At 50.4% G+C, this 19517-nt stretch carries 17 protein-coding genes and 2 tRNA genes; 2 read left to right on the top strand and 17 right to left on the bottom strand.

From position 1 onward, the window contains the following. Positions 1 to 149 precede the first annotated feature (149 nt). Positions 150 to 1505, top strand: a complete 1356-nt coding sequence (locus IFO68_RS09010; RefSeq protein WP_192015592.1) for a GntP family permease — start codon at positions 150 to 152, stop codon at positions 1503 to 1505. A gap of 74 nt (positions 1506 to 1579) precedes the next feature. Here IFO68_RS09010 and IFO68_RS09005 read toward each other — a convergent pair whose 3' ends face one another. The 16 genes from IFO68_RS09005 to rlmE form a co-directional block, all read right to left on the bottom strand. Further along, complete coding sequence (locus tag IFO68_RS09005) at positions 1580 to 1942, bottom strand: hypothetical protein (protein ID WP_192015591.1); 363 nt, start codon at positions 1940 to 1942, stop codon at positions 1580 to 1582. 82 nt (positions 1943 to 2024) lie between these two features. Next, positions 2025 to 2933 (bottom strand): lipoprotein NlpI, encoded by a 909-nt coding sequence (gene nlpI / locus IFO68_RS09000; RefSeq protein ID WP_225445137.1) that lies wholly within the window; start codon positions 2931 to 2933, stop codon positions 2025 to 2027. Positions 2934 to 3087: 154 nt separating this feature from the next. Further along, complete coding sequence (gene pnp / locus IFO68_RS08995; protein WP_192015589.1) at positions 3088 to 5199, bottom strand: polyribonucleotide nucleotidyltransferase; 2112 nt, start codon at positions 5197 to 5199, stop codon at positions 3088 to 3090. Between the two features lie 294 nt (positions 5200 to 5493). After that, positions 5494 to 5763, bottom strand: coding sequence for a 30S ribosomal protein S15 (rpsO, locus tag IFO68_RS08990; protein ID WP_027253065.1), 270 nt, complete (start codon positions 5761 to 5763; stop codon positions 5494 to 5496). A 137-nt stretch (positions 5764 to 5900) separates the two neighbouring features. After that, positions 5901 to 6860: a tRNA pseudouridine(55) synthase TruB gene (gene truB, locus IFO68_RS08985; RefSeq protein WP_192015588.1), complete on the bottom strand. Its 960-nt coding sequence runs from the start codon at positions 6858 to 6860 to the stop codon at positions 5901 to 5903. Further along, positions 6860 to 7261 (bottom strand): 30S ribosome-binding factor RbfA, encoded by a 402-nt coding sequence (gene rbfA, locus IFO68_RS08980; RefSeq protein ID WP_192015587.1) that lies wholly within the window; start codon positions 7259 to 7261, stop codon positions 6860 to 6862. Before rbfA ends, truB begins: the two co-directional genes overlap by 1 nt. A gap of 91 nt (positions 7262 to 7352) precedes the next feature. Next, entirely contained in the window at positions 7353 to 10070 is a 2718-nt protein-coding gene (infB, locus tag IFO68_RS08975; protein WP_192015586.1) for a translation initiation factor IF-2, read from the bottom strand. Positions 10071 to 10093: 23 nt separating this feature from the next. After that, positions 10094 to 11581, bottom strand: coding sequence for a transcription termination factor NusA (nusA, locus tag IFO68_RS08970; RefSeq protein WP_192015585.1), 1488 nt, complete (start codon positions 11579 to 11581; stop codon positions 10094 to 10096). A 22-nt stretch (positions 11582 to 11603) separates the two neighbouring features. After that, a complete protein-coding gene (rimP, locus tag IFO68_RS08965) occupies positions 11604 to 12059 on the bottom strand; it encodes a ribosome maturation factor RimP (RefSeq protein ID WP_192015584.1) in 456 nt (151 codons plus the stop codon). Between the two features lie 262 nt (positions 12060 to 12321). Then, a tRNA-Met gene (locus IFO68_RS08960) sits at positions 12322 to 12398 on the bottom strand. A gap of 60 nt (positions 12399 to 12458) precedes the next feature. Continuing rightward, a tRNA-Leu gene (locus IFO68_RS08955) sits at positions 12459 to 12543 on the bottom strand. 11 nt (positions 12544 to 12554) lie between these two features. Beyond that, positions 12555 to 12890 (bottom strand): preprotein translocase subunit SecG, encoded by a 336-nt coding sequence (gene secG, locus IFO68_RS08950; protein ID WP_192015583.1) that lies wholly within the window; start codon positions 12888 to 12890, stop codon positions 12555 to 12557. Positions 12891 to 13113: 223 nt separating this feature from the next. Further along, positions 13114 to 14451, bottom strand: coding sequence for a phosphoglucosamine mutase (gene glmM, locus IFO68_RS08945; protein WP_192015582.1), 1338 nt, complete (start codon positions 14449 to 14451; stop codon positions 13114 to 13116). Then, positions 14444 to 15304 carry a dihydropteroate synthase gene (folP, locus tag IFO68_RS08940; RefSeq protein ID WP_192015581.1) on the bottom strand — a complete coding sequence of 287 codons (861 nt, stop codon included), beginning with the start codon at positions 15302 to 15304 and terminating at the stop codon, positions 14444 to 14446. The genes glmM and folP overlap by 8 nt, the downstream gene beginning before the upstream one ends. 162 nt (positions 15305 to 15466) lie before the next feature. Beyond that, positions 15467 to 17425 carry an ATP-dependent zinc metalloprotease FtsH gene (gene ftsH / locus IFO68_RS08935; protein WP_192015580.1) on the bottom strand — a complete coding sequence of 653 codons (1959 nt, stop codon included), beginning with the start codon at positions 17423 to 17425 and terminating at the stop codon, positions 15467 to 15469. Between the two features lie 50 nt (positions 17426 to 17475). Further along, entirely contained in the window at positions 17476 to 18105 is a 630-nt protein-coding gene (rlmE, locus tag IFO68_RS08930; RefSeq protein WP_027253075.1) for a 23S rRNA (uridine(2552)-2'-O)-methyltransferase RlmE, read from the bottom strand. Positions 18106 to 18284: 179 nt separating this feature from the next. Here rlmE and yhbY point away from each other — a divergent pair, with 179 nt between their 5' ends. Continuing rightward, positions 18285 to 18581, top strand: a complete 297-nt coding sequence (yhbY, locus tag IFO68_RS08925) for a ribosome assembly RNA-binding protein YhbY (RefSeq protein ID WP_027253076.1) — start codon at positions 18285 to 18287, stop codon at positions 18579 to 18581. An 85-nt stretch (positions 18582 to 18666) separates the two neighbouring features. On the opposite strand, the gene greA is transcribed toward yhbY, so the two are convergent. Next, positions 18667 to 19140, bottom strand: coding sequence for a transcription elongation factor GreA (greA, locus tag IFO68_RS08920; protein WP_192015579.1), 474 nt, complete (start codon positions 19138 to 19140; stop codon positions 18667 to 18669). Between the last annotated feature and the right edge of the window lie 377 nt (positions 19141 to 19517).

Here is a 19517-nt window from a genome sequence, read left to right as displayed (position 1 = left end):
TGCGATTTACACCTGGTATAGCATGATGCGGCTCGCACTTTACCGCTGAATATAAAAATTGGACCGACCAGTGATGTTTTCAATCACGACTGGGAGGTCTAGGATGTTAACGACCTGTTATAACTATAACCATGAAACGGAGAGAGAATATGGATGTTGCCGTGATACTGCTCACGCTTGTGGGTTTGATGTACTTTGCCTACCGAGGCGTGTCAGTTCTGATCCTCGCCCCCATTTTAGCCATGGCCGCTGCACTGCTTACCAGCGATTTCCCTTTTTTGTATGCACTGTCTAATGTCTTCATGCCTGCCGCAGCCAATTACATCAAACTGTACTTCCCCATCTTCATCGCCGGGGCAATCTTTGGCAAGCTGATGGGCGCATCGGGTGCCGCCCGTGCTTTATCTCGTTTTATCATTCAGCATCTGGGTACCAAACACGCGATATTGTCTGTCGTGCTGGCTACCGCTTTGCTGACGTACGGCGGCGTGTCACTCTTTGTGGTGGTCTTTGCCATGTATCCGATTGGTGCAGCCACTTTCCGCGCGGCCGGCATTCCTAAGCGCCTGCTGCCTGCGGCGATCACTCTGGGTGCTTTCACCTTTACCATGACGGCGTTGCCGGGCACGCCGCAGTACCTGAACACCATGCCAACCATACCGTTCGGCACCACTATTTACGCGGCACCGGCCTTGGGCTTGCTGGCCGGTACTATGATGCTGGTACTGGGAGTATTGTGGATCAAATACCGCGCCCAGAAGGCCATTGCGGCTGGTGAAAATTACGGTGACCATGATGAAAGTGATAAAGATCTGGATGACAGCACAGCAACACCGAGCGTGTTGATGGCACTGGTTCCGATTCTGATGGTGTTCGTCATCAACTTTGTACTGACCAATATTTACTTCAAATCACCCGCTGTGATTGCCGAATATGAAACCCTGGATACACGGATCAACGGTACCTGGCCTGTGATCATCGCGCTGGCTATCGCCATTATCTTCATGCTGGTGAGCTATCGCCGCTACCTGTTTGATACCAACAAGCACGTCTTCGACGGTTCGGTGGGCTCTCTGCTACCCATTTTCAACACAGCTTCTGAGGTAGGCTATGGTGCAGTGATTACTGCCCTGTCGGCCTTTGTGATTATCAAAGCCGGTATTGCCGCCATTGATATTCCGGATCTGTTCAAAGTGGCGCTCACCTCGACCAGTCTTGCCGGTATTATTGGTTCGTCGTCAGGCGGCACAGGTATGGTGCTGGCTCTGCTGGGTAATGATTTCCTGAGTACCGGAATAAACCCTGAAGTGCTGCATCGCGTGATCTTGCTGGCTGCAGGCGGGCTGGATACACTGCCGCACTGTGGTGCTGTGATTACTTTGCTGGCGGTTTGTCGCCTGACTCACAGACAGAGCTATGGTGATATTGCCGTGGTAACTATGGCGATTCCGCTGATGGCGGCCTTTACTGTCATAGTGGTACACCTCAGTACCGGCCTGGTCTGACAGCCCCAGATCAACAACGCCCCGAATAATACGGGGCGTTGTTATTAGCCGGTTTTCTTAATTATTTTATACTGTTATTCGCTGCGGCAAGGCTGAATATAGATGGCATCTGACGGAAAACGGCCATCCTGGCTGGGATGCTGACGGTGTAATCGACACAAATCCTGAAAAATGCTGATCGCTGTAACTGTAAATGCTTCAGCCTGCCAGCTATCATCCTGCTTAATCTCAATCATCACTTTGTCACCCTGGCTGACATGCTCAGGTAAGCGAATGTCGTAGGTATAGCTGAATGCCAGCAACCAGTAATTGTCGACAGTCACCAGACGGCCTTCGCCCGGCGTGGATACCGAGTAGACATAGTCGAGCTGCTGTGCTTTGGCTACGCTGACTGCCACCATTGCCATTAACGTGAAAGCGATATAACGCCTGAACATAACCGCCACCTGCAAAGCACTCTTTCTAACACTATAGTGATTGCAGCTGGCCAGTATTTTCTTAACTCAGCGACTGGGCGGCTTAAAGTTCATCGCCTACGCCGCCGATGGTATCCTCTTCGCCCTGCAAACTCGCCAGTAAACGATTGAGTTCCAGAGTCGCAAACCTGTGCTCAACAAACTCGTAGACATTGCCAGCTAAAGCCAGTTTGTACAGCTGAACAGCTTCCGCATACTGGTTGTTATGCTGATAACGCTTGGCCATGTAGAAGTAGCTCTCGGTTAAACGCTCCGCCATCTGTTCATTGGTTTCACTGTTTGTCACTATGCCATCGAGAAGCTGTTGTTCCGATTCGCCGCCAAGCAGCATACCGGCAATGTTCCAGCCCCAGTCTTCGCGTTCTGCCCGGTCAAACCGGTTCTGCAGACTCTGTTTGGCTTTGTCCGGCTCTGATTCCAGCTCAACCATATACAGCCAGATAGCACGGTAAGGATCATTGGGATCCTGCTGATAATGCGCCAGTAAATCCTGTTTGGCTAAGTCAAAACGACCGCCATAATACAGCGCGATACCGCGGTTTCGCTGTGCAAACGGATGGCTGACATCCAGTTCCAGTGCAGAATCAAATGCCTCGTAGGCCGCGTCAAAATGCGCACTCTGAGTAAAATACACCCCAAGAATATTAAAAATATCAGGCTGTGCAGGATACAGAGACAGCGACTGGTTAAAGTCCAGCCGGGCCAGATCACGCAGGCCAATGCCATCATGAAGCAGCCCGCGCTCATAGTAGATCTGCGAACGGGTTTCATCGTTAAGATCACTGCGTCCCAACAGCTGATCAATACGCGCCAACTGGATTTGTTGCTGTATGGTTGGCTGCAGCGGGACCGCAATCAACGGCTGCTCCCAGCTGGAATAGGTACTCGTAGAACACCCAGCCAACATAACGGCCATCGCAATGGCTACGTACTTACACCTCTTTGCAAACAATGCCATTCTCCCCTGCCCGTGCGAACCCGTTGCCGCCCATCAACACTTGATGAGCCAAAGGTAGCGATTCGGTTTTGATAGTTCATTGGTATAAAAAAGGGGCTGTCACAGCCCCACTTTTATTACTTAATGAAGACAGGCTTATCCAGATGGATTAAGCATCTTCACCAGCGGCTGGTGCCTGCTCAGGCTGTGCTTCCTTCATGCTCAGACGGATGCGGCCCTGACGGTCGATTTCCAGCACTTTGACCTGTACTTCCTGACCCATTTGCAGGTAATCAGAAACCTTCTCAACACGCTCCTGAGCGATTTGAGAAATGTGTACCAGGCCTTCTTTTGTACCGATAACAGAAACAAAAGCACCAAAATCAACAATTCGCACTACTTTACCAGTATAGATGCGGCCAACTTCAACGTCTGCGGTGATTTCTTCGATACGGCGAATCGCTTCTTTCGCAGCAGTCCCTTCGGTTGCTGCAATTTTCACTGTGCCGTCGTCTTCGATTTCAATCGTTGTACCGGTTTCTTCAGTCAGTTGACGAATTACCGCACCACCTTTACCGATCACATCTTTGATCTTCTCTGGGTTGATCTTCATCGTGTGGATACGAGGAGCAAACTGAGAAATGTCATCGCGAGCAGTGCTGATAGCCTGATCCATCACACCCAGGATGTGAATACGGGCGCCTTTAGCCTGATTCAGAGCAATCTGCATGATCTCTTTAGTAATACCTTCGATCTTGATATCCATCTGCAGTGCAGTAATACCGTCGTTAGTACCGGCCACTTTAAAGTCCATGTCACCCAGGTGATCTTCATCGCCCAGAATATCAGACAGAACCACGAAATCGTCGCCTTCTTTCACCAGACCCATAGCGATACCCGCTACAGAAGCTTTGATTGGCACACCGGCATCCATCAGAGCCAGAGAGGTACCACATACAGACGCCATAGAAGACGAACCGTTTGATTCAGTGATCTCAGATACCACACGTACAGTGTACGGGAACTCGTCAACCGATGGCATTACTGCCTTGATACCACGCTTAGCCAGTTTACCGTGGCCGATTTCACGACGCTTAGGCGAACCCACAAAGCCAGTTTCACCTACACAGTATGGAGGGAAGTTGTAGTGCAGCAGGAAGTGTTCTTTACGCTCACCAGTCAGCTCGTCCAGGATCTGCGCGTCACGCTGCGTACCCAGAGTGGCAGAAACCAACGCCTGCGTTTCACCACGGGTAAACAGTGATGAACCGTGAGTACGTGGCAGTACACCAGTACGAACGTCCAGAGCACGAACCATGTCTTTTTCACGGCCATCAATACGCGGGTTACCGGCAATGATGCGGCTGCGAACCACGTTCTTCTCCAGAGAGCCCAGCATATCGCGGACTTCGCGCTCATCCAGTGCTGCATCTTCTGCCAGCAGTTCAGCTACCACGTCAGCTTTGATGGTGCCCACTTTCTCGTAACGCGCCATCTTTTCAGTGATTTGGTAAGCTTCTGTCAGACGACCTTCTGCTTTTTCAGCCACGCGTGCTTTCAGCTCGGTGTTAACAGCCGGAGCCACCCAATCCCACGCCGGGGTTGCCACTTCTGCAGCGAATTCTTTGATGGCGTTGATCACAGTTTGTTGCTGGTCATGACCAAAAACAACCGCTTGCAGCATTTGCTCTTCAGTCAGGCGGTCTGCTTCTGATTCAACCATCAGAACTGCGTTATCTGTACCGGCAACAACCAGATCCAAACGGCTCTCAGCCAGTTCTTTGTTACTTGGGTTCAGCACAAGCTGGTCATTGATGTAACCCACACGGGCTGCACCGATTGGACCGTTGAAAGGAATACCTGAGATAGCCAGAGCGGCAGAGGTACCAATCATGGTCACGATATCTGGGTTAACGTCCGGGTTAACAGAAACCACAGTCGCAATCACCTGTACTTCGTTTTTGAACGCATCAGGGAACAACGGACGGATTGGACGGTCAACCAGACGGGCTGTCAGGGTTTCATTTTCAGAAGGACGGCCTTCACGTTTGAAGAAACCACCCGGGATTTTACCGGCAGCGTAAGTACGCTCCTGGTAGTTAACAGTCAGAGGGAAAAAGTCCTGGCCTTCTACCGCTTCTTTTTTGCCCACAACAGAAACGAAGACGGAAGTGTCATCCATGCTAGCCATTACAGCGGCAGTAGCCTGACGCGCCATCACACCGGTTTCCAGTGTTACGGTATGGTTGCCGTACTGGAAGGTTTTAACGATAGGATTCACGTGAATTTCCTTAAAATATTGATCTGCTTTTCTATTTGCGTCTGTAAGTATATCCGACACAGCAAAAAGCGTCATGTGAAGTGGGGTACTTTAAGCACATTTCACGCATCGCGACTAATGGCAAAAGCCGATTTGGGCAGCCTCTGTCAATAGCCGCGACCTCTAGGTCGACGAAAACGACTCGTGAACGCTATTCAGTACCGTTTTAAAACAACTTTCCAGTCAGAGATTGGCATCTCCGACCGACAGATGCAAAAAAGAAAGGAGCCAATCGGCTCCTTTCTTCCAGCAATCTTAGCGACGCAGACCCAGACGCTCGATCAGAGACTGGTAACGACCCAGATCTTTGCCTTTCAGGTAGTCCAGCAGCTTACGACGACGAGAAACCATGCGCAGCAGACCACGACGGCTGTGGTGATCGCCTTTGTGCTCTGCAAAGTGACCTTGCAGGTGGTTGATCTGTGCAGTCAGCAGTGCAACCTGAACTTCAGGTGAACCCGTGTCGTTTGCGCCTTGCGCGTATTCAGCAACGATAGTTGCTTTAGTTTCTGCATTCAGAGACATAACTCATTCCTAATACAAAATAGTAAAATTTGTGCCAGCCAATCTCTGATTCAGCCGGCACCCGAGCCGCGAATTATACGCACCTGTCCGGAAGGCCGCAAGCGGAATATGATTCACCAGACAGGCCGCTGAGCGGCTTATTTTTCTTCGTCAGCCTTGTCACGATTGGCCAGCACACGCTTAGGCGCAACCATGTTTTCGGCATTGATTTCACCCACACCGATAAAATCACGTTGCTCACCAGCCGTCAGCCGAACCAATGTGCCTGCATCAGGAACACGACCGGCCTGAACTGGCTGGCCATGGAGTACATAACTGGCGACACCCGGCAGTAAGTTCACTTCCGGTAAATCCTGTACTGCCGAGTCTGTTGGCAACAGCAGCGGATCCAGCAGCTCTTTCGGCTGAATATCCTGCTCTCTGGCCTGCTCCAGCAGCGCTTCGAGCTGCTCTAGCGTAACCATTTTGTCCAACGGGTACTTAGAGACACCGATACGGCGCAGATAAGTGACATGTGCTCCGCAGCCCAGCATCTCGCCCAGATCATCAACGATAGTGCGGATATAAGTGCCTTTCGAGCAATGGACTTCCATCTCAACTTCGTTGTCGCTAAAGCGCAGCAGTGAGATTTCATACACTGTGATATCGCGGGCTTCACGGGGTACTTCTTTGCCTTCACGGGCATATTCGTACAACGGGCGTCCCTGATATTTCAGCGCCGAAAACATAGACGGTATTTGCTTGGTTGTCCCACGGAACTTGGCAATACAACGTTCCAGCAGGCCACGGTCTACCTTCACTTCGCGCGTTTCGACCACTTCGCCATCCGAATCCGAGGTATTGGTACGCTCGCCCAGCTTGGCGATGACCCGATAACGCTTATCTGAATCCAGCAGGAACTGGGAAAACTTGGTGGCTTCCCCCAGGCAGATTGGCAACATACCCGTCGCAAGCGGATCCAAAGCGCCGGTATGGCCTGCTTTTTCCGCAAAAAAGATACGTTTTACTTTTTGCAGGGCATCATTTGATGTGATGCCGCCCGGCTTATCCAGCAGCAGAACACCGTCTACCGGACGCCCTTTACGACGACGCGCCATCAGCTATCCTCACCTTCATCCTTAGGTTCGTCAACGCGGCGTGCTTCGTCATCACGAACAACCTTGCTTACCAGGTTGGAGATGCGCATGCCTTCGGTCAGTGACTGGTCGAAAATAAAGTTCAACTCAGGTGTCACTCGCAGACGGATTTGCTTACCCAGCAGTGAACGAATGTAAGGTGCCATTTCGCGCAACGCTTCCAGGCTGTCTTCCGGTGTTTGTTCACCGATAGTCAGGAAGGTGACATAAACTTTGGCGTATCCCATATCACGGGAGACTTCCACACTGGAAATTGTCGCCATGCCAATGCGGGGATCTTTAATTTCGCGTTGCAGAATCACTGCCAGCTCTTTTTGCAGCTGCTGAGCAACACGTTGTGTACGGCTGAATTCTTTAGCCATTTGATTCTCTCTCTAAAAGTCGGCCGCCTACCTCGACACAAAGGGGAGCCGAAGCTCCCCAGTGTTTATTCCAGGTCAGCGAGCAACCTGATTAATCCAGCGTACGCTGAATTTCAACGATTTCGAAAACTTCAATCTGGTCACCAACGCGAACATCATTGTAGTTCTTCACGCCGATACCACACTCGTAACCGTTCTTCACTTCTTGTACGTCATCTTTAAAGCGACGCAGTGATTCCAGCTCACCTTCGTAAATAACAATGTTATCACGCAGTACACGAATTGGGTTGTTGCGCTTGATGGTACCTTCGGTAACCATACAACCTGCAATTGCGCCCAGTTTCGGTGACTTGAACACATCACGCACTTCAGCCAGACCGATGATTTCCTGCTTGAACTCAGGGGACAGCATGCCGCCCATCGCTGCTTTCACTTCATCAATCAGCTGATAGATGATGGAATAGTAGCGCAGATCCAGGTTCTCAGCTTCGATAGTCTTACGGGCTGACGCATCAGCACGAACGTTGAAGCCAAGCAGAATAGCGTTAGACGCTGCAGCCAGTACGGCGTCAGTTTCAGTGATACCACCTACGCCAGAACCGACGATGTTCACTTTCACTTCTTCAGTTGACAGCTTGCGCAGTGAATCGGCAATTGCTTCCACAGAGCCCTGTACGTCAGCTTTCAGCACAACATTCAGTTCAGCCACTTCACCTGCAGTCATGTTAGAGAACATATTCTCCAACTTGGCTTTCTGCTGGCGAGCCAGTTTCACATCGCGGAACTTACCTTGACGGTAAAGTGCAACTTCACGCGCTTTACGTTCATCACGTACAACTGTCGCTTCGTCACCAGAAGACGGTACACCTGACAGACCCAGAATCTCAACCGGGATAGATGGACCAGCTTCTTCAATTTCACGGCCCAGTTCATCACGCATAGCACGCACGCGACCATATTCCAGGCCACACAGTACGATGTCACCTTTGCGTAGCGTACCTTCCTGAACCAGCACAGTCGCAACCGGACCACGGCCTTTATCCAGGCGGGATTCAACCACGACACCTTTCGCCATGCCTTCAGAAACGGCTTTCAGCTCCAGAACTTCAGCTTGCAGCAGAATCGCTTCCAGCAGACCATCGATGTTCGTACCCTGCTTCGCAGAGATGTGAACAAACATGTTCTCGCCGCCCCACTCTTCCGGCATAACATTGTACTGTGCCAGCTCGTTCTTCACATTGTCTGGGTTAGCATCTTCTTTATCGATCTTGTTCACAGCAACAATCAAAGGAACGCCTGCCGCTTTGGCATGCTGAATCGCTTCTATTGTCTGTGGCATAACGCCATCGTCTGCGGCAACAACCAGGATAACGATATCCGTTGCCTGAGCACCACGGGCACGCATAGCGGTAAACGCAGCGTGTCCAGGGGTATCCAGGAAGGTGATCATACCGTTGTCAGTTTCAACGTGGTATGCACCAATGTGCTGCGTAATACCACCGGCTTCGCCTGCAGCAACGTGCGCTTTACGGATGTAATCCAGAGTAGATGTTTTACCGTGGTCAACGTGACCCATGATAGTAACAACAGGAGCACGAGGAACAACTGCCAGGTTTTCGTCGCGATCAGACAGTACGGCTTCTTCGAGCTCGTTCTCTTTACGCAGGATAACCTTGTGGCCCATTTCTTCAGCAACCAGCTGTGCGGTTTCCTGATCGATAACCTGGTTGATGGTGGCCATAGCGCCAAGCTTCATCATCACTTTGATGACTTCAGCCGCTTTCACCGCCATCTTGTTGGCCAGTTCAGCAACCACTATGGTTTCACCGATCACAACATCCGCTTTAGCAACGGTGGCTGTTTTGTCGAAACCATGACGCATTGATGTAGGCTTGCTCATTTGCTGTTTGCCACGACCACGCTGGTTACGGCCGCCACGCTGAGGCATCGCACGCTCACGCGGCTCATCACCCTTAGGACCGCTGGCAGCTTTTTTCTTCTTAGCACGGCGGCGAGATTCTTCCTCGCGGCGGTCTTGTTCATCTTCCGCCGCACGGGCATAGGTGGAGGTAGTCGTGTGGTAGTCTGATTGTTCCATAGCACCTGTTTCCTGGTCCTTTTTCGACCAGTTCTTTTCATTGATTTCTGCCATTTTGCGTGCCTCTTCTAGCTGACGCTGACTGTCTTCCTCGGCTTTACGCTTGGCTTCCTCTTCCCGGCGGCGTTGCAGTTCTTCAGCTTCTTTTTTAGCCTGTTGCTCAGCAGCGCGTTTCGCTTTCTCTTCTGCCTGACGTGGATTGGTATCCACGGCATCACGATTAGCTTGCTTCTCCGACTGCTGGGCTTTCTCTTCTGCTAAGCGTTTTGCTTCCGCTTCACGCTGAGCTTTTTCTTCAGCTTCACGTTTAGCACGCTCTTCAGCTTCGCGCTTCGCCGCTTCTTCTGCAGCACGCTTAGCGTCCTCTTCAGCCTTGCGCGCGTCTTCCGCACGCTGCTCTTCTTCAAGGGCTGAACGCTTGACATAGGTGCGCTTTTTGCGCACCTCTACTTGAATGTTTTTACTCTTTCCGCCTGTACCCGATACACTCAGCGTGCTACGGGTTTTGCGTTGCAGAGTCAGGCGGGTCGGTGCCTCGTCAGTGTTACCACCGTGTTCTTTCTTCAGGTGGCTCAACAGAGACTCTTTTTCCTGTTGGTTGACACTGTCTTCAGCTTTTTTGCTGATACCAGCATCGGCAAACTGTTGAAGCAAACGATCAATCGGGGTACCGATTTCTTCGGCAAGTGCCTTAATTGAAACCTCTGACATGCTGCTCCTCCCTTGCTAATTAATTATGCTTCGTCGCTGAACCAGCAGATATTACGGGCAGCCATGATCAATTCACCCGCGCTGGTTTCATTCAGGCCTTCGATGTCCAATAGGTCATCAGTACCTTGGTCAGCCAGATCTTCCAGCGTACAGATACCTTTAGCGGCCAGTTTGAACGCCAGGTCGCGTTCCATACCATCCAGGCTCAGCAGGTCTTCGGCAGGCTCAACCCCATCCAAAGACTCTTCCTGCGCAAGGGCAATAGTGGTCAGTGCTTCTTTCGCACGGTTACGCAATTCGTTAACCGTATCTTCGTCCAGGCCGTCAATTGACATTAATTCCTGAACAGGTACATAGGCTACTTCTTCCAGGCTGGTAAAGCCTTCTTCAACCAGAACGATCGAGAATTCTTCATCGATTTCCAGGTATTTAACAAACAGATCAATCGACGCCTGCGCTTCGGCCTGGTGCTTTTTCTGCAGATCTTCCACAGTCATCACATTCAGCTCCCAGCCTGTCAGGACAGATGCCAGTCGAACGTTTTGACCGCTACGACCGATGGCCTGCGCCAGATTGTCTTTCTCAACCGCGATATCCATGGTGTGGTTGTCTTCATCAACGATGATAGAGCTCACCTCAGCCGGTGCCATAGCATTGATAACGTACTGAGCGGCGTTTTCGTCCCACAGTACGATATCGATACGTTCACCACCCAGCTCACCGGATACCGCCTGAACACGCGCACCACGCATACCAACACAAGCACCGACAGGATCGATACGTTTGTCATTGGTTTTCACTGCAATCTTGGCACGAGAGCCAGGATCACGGGCAGCGCCCATCAGTTCGATCATCTCTTCACCGATTTCCGGTACTTCGATGCGGAACAATTCAGACAGCATTTCAGGCTTAGAACGAGTCATGAACAACTGGAAACCACGCGCTTCCGGGCGCACAGCATACAGCAGACCACGTACGCGGTCACCTGGACGGAAGTTTTCACGTGGCAACTGGTCTTCACGCAGAATCACAGCTTCAGCGTTGTTACCCAGATCAACAATAATGGCATCGCGGTTGACTTTCTTCACCACGCCGGTGATCAGCTCACCTTCATTATCGATAAACTGTTCAACGATCTGCGCACGCTCAGCTTCACGTACTTTCTGTACGATAACCTGTTTTGCCGTTTGTGTAGTGATGCGGTCAAAGGTTACAGAATCAATCTGCTCTTCAACATAATCACCCAGCTCTACAGTTTCATCGTCATACTGCGCGGCTTCCAGAGTCATTTCCAGAGTTGGCGCCGTTACTTCATCCACGGCTTTCCAGCGACGGTAAGTATCGAAGTCGCCCGTTTTACGATCAATCGCAACACGCACGTCAATTTCAGCTTCGTACTTTTTCTTTGTTGCTGTTGCCAGTGCGATCTCCAATGCTTCGAAGATACGCTCACGCGGAACAGCTTTCTCGTTGGATACCGCTTCAACGACAGCCAAGATTTCTTTGTTCATTTCTAATGCCCCAATTTAGCGGTTAGAATTTTGGAACCAGGTTGGCTTTGGCAATATTGCTAAGCGCAAAGGTTTCTTCATCGCCTTTCACATTCAACGTGACTAGCTCACCGTCAACGGCAACAATGTCACCTTTCCACTTACGGCGATTGTTCATCGCCATTTTCAGGACCAGGCTGACCTCGTGGCCAATAAACTGCTCATAATGTGCCGCTCTGAACAGCGGACGTTCCAGACCCGGGGAAGAAACCTCCAGGTTATAAGCAACAGTAATAGGATCTTCAACATCCATCACTGCACTGATCTGACGGCTCACGTCGGCACAATCATCGACTGTGATACCGTTTTCGTGGTCAATGAACACACGCAACGTGGAATGTTCACCCGCACGAATAAACTCCAGACCCACCAGTTCATAGCCCAAGGCAGTAACTGGCGCGTCCAGTAGTTCAGTTAGTTGCATCTCTAAAGCGGTCAAGACAACCCCCTGGAAACAAAAAAAGGGCATTAAAGCCCAGTAGATACCTGAATGGTCATGTTTCAGATAATAAAAAACCCCGAATTACGGGGTTTATTATCTCTGGACCCTGATAGCTAAAACCTCTTAAGGTTATAGCAGAAAAACGAAATCGATTCTGTTCCGGGAATCGTCGTCTTTCAAAACTCGGTTATGGCGCCGGTTTAATCTGGGCGGCAATCCATCGATGGCCTGAGAAAATAACTCAAACCTTCGTCCAAGTTGGTTGCGGGGGCCGGATTTGAACCGACGACCTTCGGGTTATGAGCCCGACGAGCTACCAAGCTGCTCCACCCCGCGTCCGTAATTCTGAGAGCGATTATATCTCTCAGTGGTTACTCTTTCAAGTAACGGAAACAATGGTGCCGAGAAGGGGACTTGAACCCCTACACCTTACGGCACTAGCACCTCATGCTAGCGTGTCTACCAATTTCACCATCTCGGCAAATCTGTTAATTACTGAGGAATATCGCTATTTACAGGCGCTTGCTCAGTTGTATCAACAGCTTGTTCTTGCTGTGCTGGGGCACTTAAGTTTTCCCAGCCACTTGTTGCATCCGCTTGTTTTGCGCTTAAATTGCCCAGAACCAAGCTGATCACAAAAAATACAGTTGCAAAAATTGCAGTCATTCGGGTCAAAAAATTACCAGAGCCGCTGGCACCGAACAAAGTTCCTGATGCACCAGCCCCGAATGAGGCTCCCATATCTGCGCCTTTACCCTGTTGAACCAGAACCAGGCCAATTACACCAAGCGCAGCCAACAGATAAATCACAAGTAGAATTTCGTACATGGGTTCCACCTATGTTCCATAGTGTTGTGCCGGCTTTGCAACAGCAGTGCCAGCGCACCCCTTTGTCAGGAGCGAGGGAATACTAGCGAATGCCGACAGGAGTGACAAGCGATTTTTCTCAGAATGTAGTGATTGATGAATCGCTTGTGTAATAAATAAACAGTTTTCAGATAAGGATTCCGGTTAAAGACTGACAAACCGGAATCCCTTTCAAGGCAAGCTGTTAACAGCACTCTTTCACAGCAGCAGCAATCGACAAGGCCGAATCACTCACCAGAGTACCGTCTTCACCTTCAACCATGACACGAATGAGCGGCTCAGTACCAGATTTACGCAATAATACGCGACCACGCTCACCGAGTTTCGCTTCTGCGGCTGCTTTTGCGCTCAGTACCGCCTCAGATTCCAATGGGTTGGAATCGCCAGCGAAACGGACATTTTCCAGCACTTGCGGGAACATTGTCAGCCCTTCACACAAGGTTTTGAGTGACAATTTACTGCTGACAATTGAGGCCATCACCTGCAGGCCAGCCACTATGCCGTCACCTGTCGTCACTTTATCCAGCACTATGACATGGCCAGAGTTTTCCGCGCCAATGGTCCACTGGTTTTTAACCAGCTCTTCCATCACATAGCGATCGCCGACCTGAGCACGAACAAACGGGATACCCAGATTTTTCAGCGCCAGCTCCATCCCCAGGTTTGTCATTAATGTACCTACGACGCCCCCTTTCAGCTCGCCACGACGCAATGCATCACGGGCAATGATATACGCAATCTGGTCACCGTCGACCTTGTTACCGTCTTCATCGACCATGATCACCCGGTCACCATCACCGTCCAGTGCAATACCGAAATCCGCTTTTTCCTGCAGGACTTTAGCCTGCAAGGCGCGCACATCCGTAGCCCCGACCTCGGCGTTGATATTAATACCATTTGGCTCGCAGCCCAGTGTGATCACTTCCGCACCCAGCTCGCGAAAGACGTTCGGCGCAATGTGATAAGTGGCACCGTGAGCGCAGTCGACAACAACCTTATAGCCTTCCAGGCTCAAATGGGATGGAAACGTTCCCTTGCAAAATTCGATGTAACGGCCGGCCGCATCGTTAATCCGATAGGCTTTGCCGAGGCTGGCAGATTCGACACAGACCAGTTCTTTATCCATTTCAGCTTCGATGGCCGCTTCTACAGCGTCAGGCAGTTTGGTCCCCTCAGACGAGAAGAACTTGATACCGTTGTCATAATACGGGTTATGAGAGGCCGAAATCACAATGCCTGCTTCAGCACGAAATGTCCGCGTCAGATAGGCCACGGCAGGTGTCGGCATTGGCCCGGTAAATGCGGCCTGCAAACCAGCGGCGGCCAAACCGGCTTCCAGTGCAGATTCCAGCATATAACCGGAAATACGTGTGTCTTTTCCAATAATGACTTTTTTAGTGCCCTGCTGTGACAACACGCGGCCCGCCGCCCAGCCCAGTTTCAATACAAACTCAGGGGTAATGGGTGACTGGCCAACACGGCCACGGACACCATCGGTGCCGAAATATTTACGTTCAGCCATTAATATTCGCTCCTAGCGCTTTATTTTCCTGTTCAAGCGTCATACGGCAGACAGCCAGTACATCCTGTGTTTCACGGGTATCATGGACACGGATAATCTGAGCGCCTTTCATCGCTGCAATGGCAGCGCAGGCCAGGCTCCCTGCCAGTGCTTCCGCAGGTGTTTTATTCAGTAATTTACAAATCATGGATTTTCTGGACATTCCTACCAGCAGCGGTAAGCCAAACTGATGGAACTGCTCCAAATGTGCCAGCAACTGATAATTGTGTTCCAGGGTTTTACCAAAACCGTACCCAGGATCCAGCAACAGTTGATCACGACGAATACCGGCTTTTTCACAGGCTTGAATGCGCTCCGAAAGAAACGTATTCACATCTGACAGCAGGTCATCATAATGCGGCTGATGCTGCATTGTACGCGGTTGGCCCTGCATATGCATTAAACAAATAGGAACACCGGCAGCCGCAGCGGCTTCCATTGCACCCGGCTCAAGCAGTGCGCGAATATCATTAATTAAATCGGCCCCGGCATTGACGGTTTCAGTCATTACTTGCGCTTTACTGGTATCCACTGAGATCCAGCAATCAAATCGCTGGGCAATTGCTTCCACAATAGGCACAACACGGTCGAGCTCTTCCGCGACTGACACATCGGCCGCACCGGGTCGGGTCGATTCACCGCCAATATCAATGATACTGGTTCCGACGGCCAGCATGTCTTCAACATGTCTTAAGGCGTCGTCCAACTGATTGAATTTACCGCCATCAGAAAATGAATCCGGGGTGAAATTGAGGATTCCCATGGCATGAGGATAAGAAAGGTCTAATGTTTTTTCTTTGCTTTTCAGTAACAAGGCCCATTACTCCTGACTGGGGGAGCGCTCATACTATACCGAGGCTCGCTTGTTTCTTTACAACTGAGAATACTCGCTTGTTTCTTTACAACTGAGAATATCTGACACAGCAGAAACAAAAAACCCCGAGTCACCCCGGGGTTTTATATTCACCGCCAGGCATCAGGCCTGCGGTTTATCATTTTCTTCGCTGTGGTGTGGCTGAACCTGCTCAGGCTTCTCAGCCGGCTTGTCGCTTGCCGCATCATTGGCTTTGTCTTGTGACTCAGGAGCTTCCGCTTTCAGGGTGTCATCTTTGTCACCCCAGCCTTTTGGTGCGCGAATTTCAGATTTACGCTCCATCAGGTCGTCAAGCTGACCCGCATCTATGGTCTCATACTTCATCAATGCATCTTTCATTGAGTGAAGAATATCCATATTACCCGCCAGGATTTCACGCGCTCGCTCATAGTTACGGTCGATAATGGCACGAACTTCAGTATCAATAGTACGCGCAGTATCATCAGACATGTGTTTTGTCTTAGTCACTGAACGACCCAGGAATACTTCACCCTCATCTTCCGCGTACAGCAGAGGACCCAATTTATCCGAGAAGCCCCACTGAGTAACCATTTTACGAGCAATATCAGTCGCACGCTCAATATCGTTTGATGCACCGGTAGAGACTTTTTCTACCCCGTAGATCAGCTCTTCTGCCAGTCGGCCACCGTACAGGCTGGAAATCATCGACTCCAGATACTCTTTGGAGTGGCTGACGCGATCCTGCTCCGGCAGGTACATGGTCACACCCAGTGCCCGACCCCGAGGGATAATGGACACTTTATAAACCGGGTCATGATCCGGTACCAGTCGGCCAATAATGGCATGGCCCGCTTCGTGATAAGCAGTCGATTCTTTCTGCTCTTCAGACATCACCATAGATTTACGCTCAGCGCCCATCATGATCTTGTCTTTCGCCAGTTCGAATTCCACCATAGACACAGTACGCTTGTTGCCTCGGGCAGCAAACAGCGCCGCTTCGTTCACCAGGTTGGCCAGATCAGCACCTGAGAAACCTGGCGTACCACGGGCAATCAGTGATGGTTCAACATCCCCATCCAGCGGTACCTTGCGCATGTGCACTTTCAGGATTTGTTCACGGCCACGCACATCGGGCAGACCGACAACGACCTGACGGTCGAAACGACCAGGACGCAACAGGGCCGGGTCCAGAACATCTGGTCGGTTGGTAGCTGCAATCACGATAATACCTTCGTGACCTTCGAAACCATCCATTTCCACCAGCATCTGGTTAAGTGTCTGCTCACGTTCATCGTGACCACCACCAACGCCCGCACCACGCTGTCGACCTACTGCATCAATTTCATCGATGAAAATAATACAAGGTGCCGCTTTCTTAGCCTGTTCAAACATGTCACGGACACGGGATGCACCCACACCGACAAACATTTCGACGAAGTCAGAACCAGAGATAGTAAAGAAAGGGACTTTCGCTTCACCGGCGATGGCTTTGGCCAGTAAGGTTTTACCCGTACCAGGAGGACCTACCATCAGCACACCGGTTGGAATTTTACCACCCAGTTTCTGGAAGCGGCTAGGATCACGCAGGTAATCCACCAGCTCTTTCACGTCTTCTTTGGCTTCATCGCAGCCGGCAACGTCGTTGAACGTTGTTTTAATCTGGTCTTCACTCATCATGCGTGCTTTAGATTTGCCGAACGACATGGCACCTTTGCCACCTCCGCCCTGCATCTGGCGCATAAAGAAAATCCAGACCCCGATCAGTAACAGCATCGGGAACCAGGATATGAAGATAGAAGCCAGTAAGCTCGGCTCTTCCGGTGGTGTCCCAACCACTTTTACGTTGGCATTAATCAGATCGTCCAGCAATTTCTGATCATTCAGGACAGGCAAGTAAGTCACATAACGGGTGTTATCACGCTTAAATACCGTAATTTCACGATCACTGAACCGTACTTCCCTAATCTGATCCTGACCGATTTCCCGGACAAAAGTCGTATAGTCGACTTGACGGCCAGCACTATCTCCCGGACCGAAGCTCTGAAAAACAGACATCAGCACCACGGCGATGACTAACCACAAAATCAAGTTTTTTGCCATGTCACTCAAGGTGTTAACCTCGCGATAACTTTAAAGATGAATGTAGGGTACTACAGTTTATAACCTGTAGCCACAATATAGACTTCACGGGAGCGATCCCTGGATGAGTCTGGTTTACGGATTTTAACTGCCTTGAACATGCTGCGCACCTCAGCCAGATACTGATCGAAGCCTTCGCCCTGGAAAACTTTTACCGCAAAACTTCCATTGGGCGCAAGCACCTGCCTGCACATATCTAATGCTAGTTCAACAAGATACATTGCTCTAGGCTGATCTGACGCCAGATTGCCGCTCATGTTCGGCGCCATGTCAGACAAAACAACATCAACCATATCAGGCTGAATTCGCTCAAGTAATGCATCCAGCACAGCTTCTTCACGGAAGTCGCCCTGTAAAAAGCTCACACCAGGCAGGGAATCCATTGGCAGAATATCACAGGCAATCACTTGCCCTGAATCGCCAACAACACTGGCCGCATACTGAGACCAGCCCCCGGGTGCAGCACCCAGATCGACAACTGTCATCCCTGGTTTTAACAACTTATCTTTGCTCTGGATTTCCTCCAGTTTGAAAATGGCTCGGGAACGGTAACCCTTTTTCTGGGCTTCCATGACATACTTATCATCAAAATGTTCCTTCAGCCAGCGTCCAGAACTGGCAGAATGTTTCTTTTTACTCATGCATTACCCAATGCGAATCAACCCAACAGCCGATGGTTCCCGTTCTGGTTCAGCAGTACTACTTTTACTGTGGCCCAGAGTTGGCAGGAACACCAGCGTAACGAAACAACGTTAGTCATATTGACTAGATGGCGTTAGAATACCCTGTTTTCAACCCTTGTTATAGATATTGAGTCACCATGAATCTAAGCACCAAACAGAAGCAATACCTGAAAGGCCTTGCTCACAGCCTCAAGCCTGTAGTCCTGATGGGCGCCAACGGCCTGACTGAAGCCGTGCTGTCTGAAATCGAACTGGCCCTGAACCACCATGAACTGATCAAGGTGAAGGTTGCCGCTGAAGAGCGCGAAACCAAGCTGTTGATTGTTGATGCTATCGTTCGTGAAACTCAGGCTGAAAAGGTACAGGTTATCGGTAATATCCTGGTGCTGTACCGTCAGTCGGAAGACAGGAAAATCGAACTTCCCCGCAAATAAAAAAGGCCGCCAACGCGGCCTTTTTTACTTTTCAAGGCCCGGTTGCTGTTACATTTATTAACAATAAAGCACCTGGCCCTGACCATTAAACGTACTCGACCTTTTCGATCTCAAACTCTTTTCGGCCGCCAGGCGTGGCAATACTGACTTCATCACCTTCCTGTTTACCAATCAAACCACGGGCAATTGGCGAATTAACCGAAATCAGACCTTTCTTAATATCAGCTTCATCATCCCCTACGATGCAGTAGGTCACTTCACCGTCAGTATTCACATCCAGCAAAGTCACTGTGGAGCCAAAAATCACTTTTCCGTGATTCGTCATCTTGGTGACATCAATAACCTGAGCAACAGACAACTTATACTCAATATCGCGAATCTGTGCTTCACAGATCCCCTGCTCCTCTCGGGCCGCGTGATACTCCGCATTCTCTTTCAGGTCACCCAGCTCACGAGCTTCAGCAATGGCCTCTGTAATCTGTGGACGACGTTTCATCAAGGCGTCCAGCTCTTGACGCAGCTGCTGTTCGCCGCGGACTGTCATTGGGATCTTTTCCATAAAGTAATCTACCTCGAAACGCCAGAAAAGCAGGATTGCTTTTCGGACAAAAAAAAAGCCAGCCCAGCACAAGTCTGGGCTAACGCATGAATAGAAGAAACGGCTTTTCTGCCTAACAAGATACCTAATACACGACCTCGGATGCAACCTCTGTCTACAGCTTGCGGTTTAGTCGCTGTCTATCCATCATATTACGTTGCTTGCAGCCCTGCACAATTTCGCAGTGCGGCCGCCAGAAGCTGCTTTTGCCTGAGCTCCCTGCTGCACAAGCACGATGGTATTCGGAATAGGAAAATATATCTTACAGGATATTAACGAACTTTCATTGCCACTCTGCTCTCTTACCCCCTATGATTGCCAGTTAGGTTTACAACGGC

It is taken from the genome of Photobacterium arenosum (genome assembly GCF_014841115.1).
GTDB classification, from domain to species: Bacteria; Pseudomonadota; Gammaproteobacteria; order Enterobacterales; family Vibrionaceae; genus Photobacterium; species Photobacterium arenosum.
Note: the sequence above shows the minus strand (reverse complement) of the source record. Positions and strands in the feature narration are given on the sequence as shown.

Bases quoted from the DNA above. Each gene is read 5' to 3' on its own strand.
- secG (WP_192015583.1), bottom strand. From the start codon at position 12,890: ATGTACGAAATTCTACTTGTGATTTATCTGTTGGCTGCGCTTGGTGTA.
- nusA (WP_192015585.1), bottom strand. From the start codon at position 11,581: ATGAACAAAGAAATCTTGGCTGTCGTTGAAGCGGTATCCAACGAGAAA.
- glmM (WP_192015582.1), bottom strand. From the start codon at position 14,451: ATGGCTGAACGTAAATATTTCGGCACCGATGGTGTCCGTGGCCGTGTT.
- infB (WP_192015586.1), bottom strand. From the start codon at position 10,070: ATGTCAGAGGTTTCAATTAAGGCACTTGCCGAAGAAATCGGTACCCCG.
- greA (WP_192015579.1), bottom strand. From the start codon at position 19,140: ATGGAAAAGATCCCAATGACAGTCCGCGGCGAACAGCAGCTGCGTCAA.
- rlmE (WP_027253075.1), bottom strand. From the start codon at position 18,105: ATGAGTAAAAAGAAACATTCTGCCAGTTCTGGACGCTGGCTGAAGGAA.
- rpsO (WP_027253065.1), bottom strand. From the start codon at position 5,763: ATGTCTCTGAATGCAGAAACTAAAGCAACTATCGTTGCTGAATACGCG.
- truB (WP_192015588.1), bottom strand. From the start codon at position 6,860: ATGGCGCGTCGTCGTAAAGGGCGTCCGGTAGACGGTGTTCTGCTGCTG.
- rbfA (WP_192015587.1), bottom strand. From the start codon at position 7,261: ATGGCTAAAGAATTCAGCCGTACACAACGTGTTGCTCAGCAGCTGCAA.
- ftsH (WP_192015580.1), bottom strand. From the start codon at position 17,425: ATGGCAAAAAACTTGATTTTGTGGTTAGTCATCGCCGTGGTGCTGATG.
- yhbY (WP_027253076.1), top strand. From the start codon at position 18,285: ATGAATCTAAGCACCAAACAGAAGCAATACCTGAAAGGCCTTGCTCAC.
- IFO68_RS09005 (WP_192015591.1), bottom strand. From the start codon at position 1,942: ATGTTCAGGCGTTATATCGCTTTCACGTTAATGGCAATGGTGGCAGTC.
- IFO68_RS09010 (WP_192015592.1), top strand. From the start codon at position 150: ATGGATGTTGCCGTGATACTGCTCACGCTTGTGGGTTTGATGTACTTT.